Source organism: Gilvimarinus sp. 1_MG-2023, assembly GCF_030548285.1.
Window position 1 is genome coordinate 1 of sequence record NZ_JAUOSC010000885.1, and the last position, 280, is coordinate 280.

The window sequence follows — 280 nt, forward strand, 5'->3', positions numbered from 1 at the left end:
GTATTCGTAACGTTCATTCGGCATGGTCATGTCTTTTGGAATATCAATCAGTACAGGCCCTGGGCGGCCGGTATTGGCAATATAAAACGCCTTGGCGATCAGCTCCGGAATTTCTTCTGGCCGACGAACGCTGAAGCTGTGCTTCACTACCGGGCGTGAAACACCCAGCATGTCGGTTTCCTGAAAGGCATCGTCGCCCACCAAATGACTCATCACCTGACCAGAAATGACGACCATTGGAATGGAGTCGGTAAACGCTGTCGCGATACCGGTAATCGTG

1 protein-coding gene is annotated in these 280 nt (G+C 51.8%); it reads right to left on the reverse strand.

Translation table 11 applies throughout. From position 1 onward, the window contains the following. A partial coding sequence (locus Q4563_RS19415; RefSeq protein ID WP_303605682.1) for a thiamine pyrophosphate-binding protein occupies nt 1-280 on the reverse strand: 280 nt, incomplete at both ends.